Annotated in this window: 12 protein-coding genes; 2 read left to right on the top strand and 10 right to left on the bottom strand. The window is 51.5% G+C overall.

Annotation, left to right across the window (positions count from 1 at the left end; translation table 11 throughout):
* Together IAE30_RS20595 and yodD are read right to left on the bottom strand one after the other, a co-directional pair.
* Positions 1-798 (bottom strand): mannosyl-3-phosphoglycerate phosphatase-related protein, encoded by a 798-nt coding sequence (locus IAE30_RS20595; RefSeq protein ID WP_045834035.1) that lies wholly within the window; start codon positions 796-798, stop codon positions 1-3.
* A 362-nt stretch (positions 799-1160) separates the two neighbouring features.
* Complete coding sequence (gene yodD / locus IAE30_RS20590; protein WP_038646324.1) at positions 1161-1394, bottom strand: YodD family peroxide/acid resistance protein; 234 nt, start codon at positions 1392-1394, stop codon at positions 1161-1163.
* Positions 1395-1712: 318 nt separating this feature from the next.
* Here yodD and IAE30_RS20585 point away from each other — a divergent pair, with 318 nt between their 5' ends.
* Together IAE30_RS20585 and dsrB are read left to right on the top strand one after the other, a co-directional pair.
* Entirely contained in the window at positions 1713-1871 is a 159-nt protein-coding gene (locus IAE30_RS20585; RefSeq protein ID WP_034824466.1) for a YqaE/Pmp3 family membrane protein, read from the top strand.
* Between the two features lie 67 nt (positions 1872-1938).
* On the top strand, positions 1939-2133 hold the full coding sequence (gene dsrB, locus IAE30_RS20580; RefSeq protein ID WP_034824463.1) for a protein DsrB: 195 nt from the start codon (positions 1939-1941) through the stop codon (positions 2131-2133).
* A gap of 78 nt (positions 2134-2211) precedes the next feature.
* On the opposite strand, the gene IAE30_RS20575 is transcribed toward dsrB, so the two are convergent.
* The 8 genes from IAE30_RS20575 to fliM all read right to left on the bottom strand — a co-directional run bounded on the left by IAE30_RS20575 (position 2212) and on the right by fliM (position 9031).
* The gene (locus IAE30_RS20575) at positions 2212-3918 is read right to left on the bottom strand and encodes a methyl-accepting chemotaxis protein (RefSeq protein ID WP_045815134.1); all 1707 of its coding nucleotides are present in this window, start codon (positions 3916-3918) and stop codon (positions 2212-2214) included.
* Between the two features lie 176 nt (positions 3919-4094).
* Complete coding sequence (gene rcsA / locus IAE30_RS20570; RefSeq protein ID WP_038646331.1) at positions 4095-4730, bottom strand: transcriptional regulator RcsA; 636 nt, start codon at positions 4728-4730, stop codon at positions 4095-4097.
* 629 nt (positions 4731-5359) lie between these two features.
* The gene (gene fliR, locus IAE30_RS20565) at positions 5360-6148 is read right to left on the bottom strand and encodes a flagellar biosynthetic protein FliR (RefSeq protein WP_160832785.1); all 789 of its coding nucleotides are present in this window, start codon (positions 6146-6148) and stop codon (positions 5360-5362) included.
* Entirely contained in the window at positions 6148-6417 is a 270-nt protein-coding gene (gene fliQ / locus IAE30_RS20560) for a flagellar biosynthesis protein FliQ (protein ID WP_034824451.1), read from the bottom strand. Before fliQ ends, fliR begins: the two co-directional genes overlap by 1 nt.
* 77 nt (positions 6418-6494) lie before the next feature.
* Positions 6495-7226, bottom strand: a complete 732-nt coding sequence (gene fliP / locus IAE30_RS20555; protein ID WP_034825234.1) for a flagellar type III secretion system pore protein FliP — start codon at positions 7224-7226, stop codon at positions 6495-6497.
* The gene (gene fliO, locus IAE30_RS20550) at positions 7226-7621 is read right to left on the bottom strand and encodes a flagellar biosynthetic protein FliO (protein ID WP_038646335.1); all 396 of its coding nucleotides are present in this window, start codon (positions 7619-7621) and stop codon (positions 7226-7228) included. Before fliO ends, fliP begins: the two co-directional genes overlap by 1 nt.
* A gap of 2 nt (positions 7622-7623) precedes the next feature.
* Entirely contained in the window at positions 7624-8031 is a 408-nt protein-coding gene (gene fliN / locus IAE30_RS20545) for a flagellar motor switch protein FliN (RefSeq protein WP_034824445.1), read from the bottom strand.
* Entirely contained in the window at positions 8024-9031 is a 1008-nt protein-coding gene (gene fliM / locus IAE30_RS20540; RefSeq protein WP_034824442.1) for a flagellar motor switch protein FliM, read from the bottom strand. The genes fliN and fliM overlap by 8 nt, the downstream gene beginning before the upstream one ends.
* Position 9032 lies beyond the last annotated feature (1 nt).

The raw sequence follows: 9032 nt of genomic DNA, 5'->3' as shown, positions 1-9032 counted from the left end.
TTATTCGGGTTGCGCGAGAAAATAGTCCAGCCCTTCACGCCAGCCCTGCGGGCCGACATGCGCGGTGTGATAGACATTCTGTTGATCGCGCCGTGAGAGGATCACCGGGGTTTTACTGAATCCTTTAATCACCACGGCATAATCCACCTGCTCCAGCATCGGCACATCATTGGGGCCATCGCCGAGGCCGATGGTGGTGCGCTTCTCCCCGGTGCGTTGTTCGAGATGCTGCTGGAGCTGATGCAGTGCAATGCCTTTACCGCAGCCCGCTGGCATCACATGCCAGAATCGTCCTCCCTGGGTGAGCGCCAGGTTGTGTTCCGCCAGCGCCGCGCGAAAATCATCCAGCTTTTCGCCATCATCGCGCCAAAGTATGACTTCTGAAGCATCGCGCAAGCGGCTCTGGCTGGCTTCGGCCAGGGTTAATCCGGTGAAGCGGGCCACGTCCGCATCACTGAAGTCGTGAAAACCGGTGAAACGGAAGGTGGGTTGCAGTGTTTTCAATGATCGGCACAGCGCAAGATAGTTTTCGCCCGGTTCCTCCGCTGCAATCTGCTCGCCATTAAAAGCGATAAACGCCCCGTTTTCAGCGATGAAAGGGGTACCGGAAAGACCCAGGCGTTTCTGTAAGGGGATCATTTCAGCGGCCGTTTTACTGGAACAAAACACCACGGGAATCGCCTGCTGTTTGAGGCGCTGCAACCATTCACTGGCGGCATCCCAGTTGTAATCATGATGATCTAACAGCGAGCCATCGAGATCGGTCACAATCATCAGCGACGAGTTAAGTCTGAGCATCAACACACTCCTTACGCCAGGCGCGTCCGTAAAGCAGAGAGTAATCAGTATAATAGCGTTATGACGATCACACTTTTATGCGAGTGGTTCACGTCAACTTCCAGGATAAATCTTAAATCAACAGGGTGACGATTAGGGACGTGCACACATTGCGCATAAAAGAAACACAGTAGGCACACGGTGTTTTCGGTAACAAATGGGGAAGGTCATGCTTTTTTGTTCGTTTTACACGCAAGATTGGGACTTGTCTTGTGTTGACTAAAGCGTAGTCTGAGTCAGGTGTTAAGAATTTCCTAGTGTAACGAATTTACTGAATTATTTTACCCGGCCATCCCGCCGGGTATTTTTTTTTGAAATCGATTTCAACGGTTAACTTCAGTGATCGAGAAGTCACGGATATCGAGTTCAAATGCCTCAGCCAGTTCGATATAAGAGTCATAGGCTTCACCATTCACTTTCACCCGGTGAGCGTGTTCCGCTTCCATGAACTCTTTAACCTCGCCTGAGGTTTTCTTCTGAATCGCTTCCAGCAATGCTTCAACGTCAATGTTCACTTCGCGCTGCACGTTGTCACTGTACTCTTTTGCGGTTGTCATAGTCGGCCTCCCAGAGGCGATGAGATTCTTTATCAGTATAGACAACGGGGAGAATGGGCAGGAAAGGGCGGATTTCAGGCAAAAAAAAGCCCGCGCTGCGCGGGCAAAAATCCTTGTTACTTTTAGGTTGACTGCGCCTTTGGGGTTGGTGCAGTACGAAGAAGTGTACGGGCTGCCCGCGTCAGAAGTCTCTCTGCGTACTGTTAAGAAAGTGAAAAGCCGCGTTCTGACAGAACTTTACCCACCTGTCATCTCATTAATCGAATCAGCGGCTATGCTTAGAGCTTGACGATAAATAAGTGATATCAGGGAGTTAGTATGGATTTTATTCGAATTGTAATTGCGATTTTACTGCCACCGCTGGGTGTATTTCTGCAGGTGGGCTTTGGCGGCGCCTTCTGGCTGAATATCCTGCTCACGTTGTGCGGGTATATCCCGGGCATTGTGCATGCCGTGTGGGTAATCGCCCGACGCTGATCCGGATCAGGCAGCCGCCATTTTCTTCCGTTACACTGTATTCAGGACAATATCTGGAGAGTAATCAATGCAGGTGAATGACCGCGTAACGGTAAAAACCGATGGCGGCCCACGTCGCGTGGGTACGGTACTGGCAGTTGAAGGCTTTAACGAAGGGACCATGTATCTGGTGGCGCTGGAGGATTATCCGCTGGGGATTTGGTTCTTTAATGAAAGCGACCATGCGGAAGGGGTATTTGTTGAGCCCTACGAGGAAGCTTAAGACTGCGTAAAAAAATCAGGTGCACATAAGGTGCACCTGATGCGTATCACCCCCTGCCATCAATATCGGCGAGAGGGTTTAGAACGTTTCCCAGTTGTCATTGCTGTTCGCCGCTGCCAATGCTGGACGCGGTGTCAGCGTAGGGGACTTCAGGGTGGCTGATGAAGGCGCCATCACCCGCGATGCGGGCGAATCGTTAAGTTTAAATGCCGCAACGGCCTGCGTCAGACGACCCGCCTGATCTTCCAGCGAGGCTGCCGCTGAAGAGGCTTCTTCCACCAGCGAGGCGTTCTGCTGGGTCACGTTGTCCATCTCGGTAACCGCCAGGCTCACCTGCTGAATGCCACGGCTCTGCTCATCGGAGGCGGCGGCAATTTCCGACATAATATCGGTTACACGACGCACCGCCTCGACGATCTCACCCATGGTCGAGCCGGCTTCACCTACCTGATGTGAACCGTTATTAATCAGGTCAACCGACTCGGCAATCAGCGATTCAATCTCTTTCGCGGCCTGGGCACTGCGCTGGGCCAGATTGCGCACTTCGCTCGCCACGACAGCGAAACCACGCCCTTGCTCACCAGCACGCGCTGCTTCTACCGCCGCGTTCAGCGCCAGGATATTGGTCTGGAAGGCGATACTGTTAATGACGTTGGTGATCTCAGCAATTTTCTTCGAGCTGCCAGAGATATTGTTCATGGTTTTCACTACGCCATGCACCAACTCGCCACCGCTACGGGCTTTACCGGAAGCATCCGCAGCCAGTTGACTGGCATGGTGGGCGTTCTCCGCATTTTGCTTCACGGTCGCGGTGAGCTGTTCCATGCTGGCAGCAGTTTGCTCCAGCGCAGAAGCCTGCTCTTCAGTGCGTGAGGACAAATCGGTGTTACCGGCGGAAATCTCGCTTGATCCTTGATAGATCGCAACCGCGCCTTCGCGGACGGTGCCGACGGTACGCACCAGTGCGGCCTGCATCAGTTGCAGATTATGCAACAGGCTGCCGATCTCGCTACGGCCATACGCTTGTTCCGGTGCGGTCAGATCGCCCTGAGCAATGCGCCCGATGCGCTCAACCGACTGACGCAGTGGACTGATCACTACACGGCGCAGGAAGACGAAGGTGAGGAGCACCAATAGCAGTGCAGCAGCAAAGGCCACAGCCATGGCAATAAAGCCGACGCGGGACTGGTGCGCTGCTTCCGCGTTGATCGCTTCGGCACGGTCAGTACGAATTTTTATCGCTTTCAGTAATACCGCGTTATACGCATCATCCAACTTGCGTGTCACGTCGGTTTCCTGCGCCACGATCCCTTCGAAGCTGCCTTGCTTAGCCGACTCAATCATCGGCTTTAATCCCTTATCGATATAGTCATTAAATGACGCGGTGAGTGGCGCATCCAGCGCGATATCTTCTGGCGTTTTCGCCTTACGGTCCATATAGATTTTAAAACCGTCACGCGCTTGCTTGATGCGTGTCTCGGTGCGTGCCAGATCGGCACGATAGCCGTCCATTTCCCCAATACGGGCTGCGGCGCCGGATTGCAGCACGTTCAGGCGAGCGGTACGCAGATGGTTCGAGCTATTAGAGATGCCCATACGGATTTGAATTTCATCCGTCGCATCGTTGAGGGAATTATTACTCTGGATTAAAAAATAGCTGGCGAGGCCGATACACAGGGCAAAAAGTAGCAGAATGCCACCAAAGATCATGCTGAAAAGAGGCATCAGGCGCAGGTTCTGCCAGATGCTGAGCTTATATTGCTCATCAATCGATGCTGTTTTCATATCCTTGCTCTCATTTTGGGTAGGTGTTCTGAGAACAAGCATCGGCAGTTCAGGCCAAAGGATTAGGGGGCGAAGTGAGACCTGGCTCGCAGATCCAGGCAAAACGACAAAGGGCCAATCTGCGGATTGGCCCTTTGTCGGCTACGGCTATTTACTCAAACTGTTCACATGCAGGACTATCGCACGTTGACATAAATACCGGAGGTCACGTTATCGGTCAGTCGCACCACATGATAAATAACCTGTTTATTATGTGTCTTAATTTTGCGTTTTATATTACCTTTGTGTGACGATACCGTTTTGGCTTTAATTTGCATCTTGTCTGAAATTTGAATGGTGTCATGACCTGACATCCACATTTTCAGCATATTTGACTCAGTCTGACTTAATGTCAGTGGGTGAATATCCAGGCCTGCTGAAATACGCGGGGTTGCGCTGAGTTTCTTTTGCAGGTAAGTGCCAAGCAGTGAGTCCAGAGTCGAAGTTTTCACCGATTTTGATGTAATAATCAAGTTCTTACGAACGTAGAGGTATTCCTCAAAATGGATGTTCGAGATCGCCATAAAGATAAAAAATAGCGTATCTGGATGCTGCATAATAATGGCGCGAATACGATCGCTGGAATCAGCTTCATGAATAAAACATTCTTCATTAATAAAGACGACACCAGGTTTAAGCTGTTCACATCTTTGTTGCAATTGTTCAATATCAGAGACCGGAGTAATATTTTTCTTTTTAACTCCTTTGGCCGACATATAGTCTGATAATCCCAGGCGTGTGTAGTTACATGAATCCATAATAATCGTTGGCATTATAGCGACCCTCACCAATTTGTTATCCGTTTAAATCAACGATGAATACGCGTTTGCGGTACGAGAGAGATTTCCAAAGACACTTTTTTATTCTGCTCGGCAGATTGGCGAATGATATCCGTGCGCCATCATGACTCTATCCCTGAACCCTTCTGCGAAGTTTTTTGTGTTACTTCCACGTCACTCTTGTCCCCGCGATAGTGGGAATCGCCGGGAGTTTGCATTAAGTGTGTAATTCGCTCTGTTTTTGAGAGCCCTGTCACTATCGCGCAAGTCACAGACAAATCTGATAGGACAATTCTTAAAAACATTTGAATCGCGAAAGTGTGACGTTTCAGCGAGTGTTGACAATGCCGGAAAAAAGGGATTTAGACAAGAAAAATCGCTGTAAAATTTTTTTTGTTTAAAAACAGCCCTTTGAGCATTTATTCAACCAATTCACAAGGTTTATCGCCTTAGGAATCGTCTGACTAAAATACGCGAAGCGCCGTTTAATAAGAATAATTTTCACCTGAAATGCGCATTTATCAGAATAACCTCAGTTGATTTCTGAGAAATATGGTTCGAAAAATGCGCAGATTGATTTTGAATACTTAACTATCGCATAAGAACTTCTACAGAATCGTTAATTATCGTGCGCGGGAGAGTTCTGAGACAAACTGCGCGAGTAAATCAAAGACTTCGCCGAAGAGATGTTCGCAGAAGGGGGCGAGCAGCGGCATCATCATACCCAGGCTGAGGATCCCCACCGTTAAGGTAATCGGAAAGCCAATCGCGAAAACCGACAGTTGTGGTGAAACACGGTTTAACAAACCTAGTGCCATGTTTAGCGTGAGCAATAAAACAATTAAGGGTAGCGCTAACATCATCCCATTAAGGAAAATTAACCCGGCGGACTTCACCAGCGCCATAAAAGCATTGGCGTTGAGGGGTTGATCGTTAATCGGCAGGGTATGAAAACTGTCCACCAGCAGCGAAATCAGCCACAGGTGTCCGTTGAAGGTCAGAAACAGCAGCATCGCCAGCATATCGAGAAAACGCGCCAGCACCGGCATGTTAAGGCGGCTGCCAGGATCAAAGAAGGTGGCAAAGGATAAGCCCATCTGTAAACCCACGACTTCACCGGCCATACGCACCGCGGCAAACGCCAGTTGCATCGTCAGGCCAATCCCTACACCAATCAATAATTGCTGTAACAGGATCCAAAAACCGGCGGGGGTAAATAACGTGACTTCAACCGGGGGCAAAACAGGAATGACGATCCAGGTCGTCAAAACTGCGAGGCCCACTTTCACGCGCTTGGGAATGGATTTCTCACTCAGCACCGGCGCACTGGCGAAGAGTGCCAGCAAACGCACCATCGGCCAGAAAAATTGCGCGACCCAATGGACCAGCTGGCTGCTATCGAGATTAATCATCAGCCGATGATATAAGGCAAGTTGGTCAACAGATTACGCATGTAATCCAGTATCAGGTTCAGCATCCACGGACCGGCAATCACCGCGGTGGCGGCAACGGCAAGGATCTTAGGAATAAAGGAGAGTGTCTGTTCGTTGACCTGCGTGGCCGCCTGTAACAGACTGATGATCAGACCGCTGACCAGTGCCGCCAGCAACAGCGGGGCGGCGAGCATCAGGGCAATTCGCATTGCTTCCTGGCCGATGACCATAACCGATTCGGGTGTCATGCTGCGCTCCTGGCGTTATATGCTGCGGCTGTGAGGCCGACCGGATTGAGAGTTGCCATCGACTTTTCTCTGCGCCGCTAGGAGTAGAAACTTTGTGCCAGTGAACCCACCAGCAGCTGCCAGCCATCCACCAACACAAATAACATCAGCTTGAATGGCAGAGAAATGGTCGCCGGCGGCACCATCATCATCCCCAACGCCATCAACACGCTGGCAACCACCAGGTCGATGATCAGGAACGGGATAAATACAGTAAAGCCAATCTGGAAAGCGGTTTTCAGTTCACTGGTGACGTAAGCCGGCAGCAAAATGCGCATCGGCACGGCTTCCGGGCCTTGAATCGGCGCGGTGTTGGCAAGACGAGCAAACAGCGCTAAATCGGCTTCACGTGTTTGGCGCAGCATAAACTCACGCAGCGGCTGAGCGCCTTTGTCGATCGCTACATCCATGCTGATTTTGTCCTGGCTGAACGGCAAATAGGCATCGCTGTAAATCTTGTCGAAGGTCGGCGCCATAATAAAGAAGGTTAAAAACAGCGCAAGGCCAAGCAAAACCTGATTGGGTGGCGCAGAAGGCGTGCCTAAGGCGTTACGCAGCAAGCCAAAAACAATGATGATGCGCGTGAAGCTGGTCATCATCAGCAAAATGGCCGGAATAAAGGTCAGCGAGGTGATAAACACCAGCGTCTGCACCGGCAGTGACCAGCTCTGGCCGCCATTCGCCAGAGGCTGGCTGACCAGTCCTGGCAATTGCGCATGGGCAACCGGTGCCAGCAACAGCAGTGGCAAAAGGGGAAGCAATCGACGCATCATTGGGGTTTTCCGGGACGTTTAACCAGGTTCTGCAACAGCTGACGAAAATCCTGCGGCGCCACGGTTTTGCTCACCAACTCTTCAGGTGGCAGCGGCGGCAGTGAATGCAGATGGGTAATTTGCTGGGCGGTGACGCCCAGCACTAAACGCGCATCGGCGGTATCAACAATCACTACCCGCTCCTGACGACCCACCTGCACGCTGGCGCTGATTTTTAGCGCCTGAGTGTTAACGGTTTTGGGCGCAAAGCCAAGGCGTTTTGCCAGCCAGCCACAGGCCAGAATCAGCAGAACAATCACTGCCAGCACGCTGCTGACTTGTCCAATCACCGAACCGGTAGAGACCACCGGCTGGCTATGAACAGGCTGGCCAATTTGCGCGTTCTTTAACATGCTTAACGGCTCAGACGACGCATACGTTCAGATGGCGTAATAATGTCGGTGATACGCACGCCATATTTGTCGTTCACGACCACGACTTCGCCCTGCGCAATCAGGTAGCCGTTGATCAGAATATCCAGGGGTTCACCCGCCAGGCCATCCAATGCCACCACGGAACCCTGCGTCAGGCGCAACAGTTCTTTGATGGTCATCTTGGTGCGACCCAGTTCCACGGTGAGTTTGACCGGAATATCCATAATCAGATCGATGTCTTGCAGCGAGCCACTGGCGCCGTTGCTCTCAAACGATTTGAAAACGTTCTCTGTTGGATCAGGCGTGCTGGTGGTTGCCTGCTCGTTCATTGCCTCAGCCCACAGGTCGTCCGCAGAAATATCATCGGACGGTTTTTTGCTGTCACTCATCGGGCTGTTCCTCGTTCAGCGAATTCAAAATCGGGTTAATCAGGTGTTCAACACGCAGCGCGTACTGGCCATTCATGGTGCCATATTGGCTGGTCAGCACGGGTACGCCATCGACGTGAGCAATGATGCGGTCCGGCTTCTCAATGGGCAGGACGTCACCAGGTTTCAATTGCAAAATACGTGACAGGCGCATGGATGTTTCCGCGAAGTGGGCAATCAGCTCCAGCTCCGAGTGCTGCACCTGTTTCACCAGATTGTCGCGCCAGTGCGTATCTTCCTGACGGGAGTTTTCCAGTGGTGGATTGACCAGCAGCTCGCGCAGCGGCTCAATCATTGAAAACGGAATACAGATATTAAATTCACCCACCAGGTTACCAATCTCTACCTGGAACGGAGTGTTGACGACGATATCGTTCGGTGAAGTGGTGATGTTGGTAAATTTCACCTGCATTTCCGAACGGACGTACTCAACATCCAGCGGGTAAATCGCTTTCCAGGCATCGCTGTAACCATCCAGCGCCAGCTTCAGCATGCGGCGGATGACGCGTTGCTCGGTATGGGTAAACTCACGGCCTTCCACTTTGGTCGGGAAACGGCCATCACCACCAAACAGGTTATCTACGGCGATAAACACCAGACTCGGTGAAAATACCACCAGCGCAGTACCGCGCAGCGGTTTCAGGTGGATCAGGTTCAGGTTGGTTGGCACCGGTAAATTGCGGGCAAACTCATGGTAAGGCTGAATCTTGATCGCACCGACACTGATATCCGGGCTACGGCGCAGCAGGTTAAACAGCGCCATACGAAAATGACGGGCAAAACGCTCGTTAATGATCTCCAGCGCCTGCAGACGCTCGCGCACCACGCGACGCTGGGTATTGGGATCATAGGGACGGATATCGCCATCGGTCCCTTTGGAACTGTTCTCTACTTCCGCGCTGTCACTGTCGCCATTAAGCAGCGCGTCAATCTCAGCCTGGGAGAGAATGCTATCGCCCATT

The organism is Pantoea sp. S61 (genome assembly GCF_016625145.1).
Classification (GTDB): Bacteria; Pseudomonadota; Gammaproteobacteria; order Enterobacterales; family Enterobacteriaceae; genus Pantoea; species Pantoea rwandensis_B.
Note: the sequence above shows the minus strand (reverse complement) of the source record. Positions and strands in the feature narration are given on the sequence as shown.

Bases quoted from the DNA above. Each gene is read 5' to 3' on its own strand.
- fliO (WP_038646335.1), bottom strand. From the start codon at position 7,621: ATGTTAAAGAACGCGCAAATTGGCCAGCCTGTTCATAGCCAGCCGGTG.
- fliM (WP_034824442.1), bottom strand. From the start codon at position 9,031: ATGGGCGATAGCATTCTCTCCCAGGCTGAGATTGACGCGCTGCTTAAT.
- dsrB (WP_034824463.1), top strand. From the start codon at position 1,939: ATGCAGGTGAATGACCGCGTAACGGTAAAAACCGATGGCGGCCCACGT.
- fliP (WP_034825234.1), bottom strand. From the start codon at position 7,226: ATGCGTCGATTGCTTCCCCTTTTGCCACTGCTGTTGCTGGCACCGGTT.
- yodD (WP_038646324.1), bottom strand. From the start codon at position 1,394: ATGACAACCGCAAAAGAGTACAGTGACAACGTGCAGCGCGAAGTGAAC.
- fliR (WP_160832785.1), bottom strand. From the start codon at position 6,148: ATGATTAATCTCGATAGCAGCCAGCTGGTCCATTGGGTCGCGCAATTT.
- IAE30_RS20595 (WP_045834035.1), bottom strand. From the start codon at position 798: ATGCTCAGACTTAACTCGTCGCTGATGATTGTGACCGATCTCGATGGC.
- fliQ (WP_034824451.1), bottom strand. From the start codon at position 6,417: ATGACACCCGAATCGGTTATGGTCATCGGCCAGGAAGCAATGCGAATT.
- IAE30_RS20575 (WP_045815134.1), bottom strand. From the start codon at position 3,918: ATGAAAACAGCATCGATTGATGAGCAATATAAGCTCAGCATCTGGCAG.
- rcsA (WP_038646331.1), bottom strand. From the start codon at position 4,730: ATGCCAACGATTATTATGGATTCATGTAACTACACACGCCTGGGATTA.
- IAE30_RS20585 (WP_034824466.1), top strand. From the start codon at position 1,713: ATGGATTTTATTCGAATTGTAATTGCGATTTTACTGCCACCGCTGGGT.
- fliN (WP_034824445.1), bottom strand. From the start codon at position 8,031: ATGAGTGACAGCAAAAAACCGTCCGATGATATTTCTGCGGACGACCTG.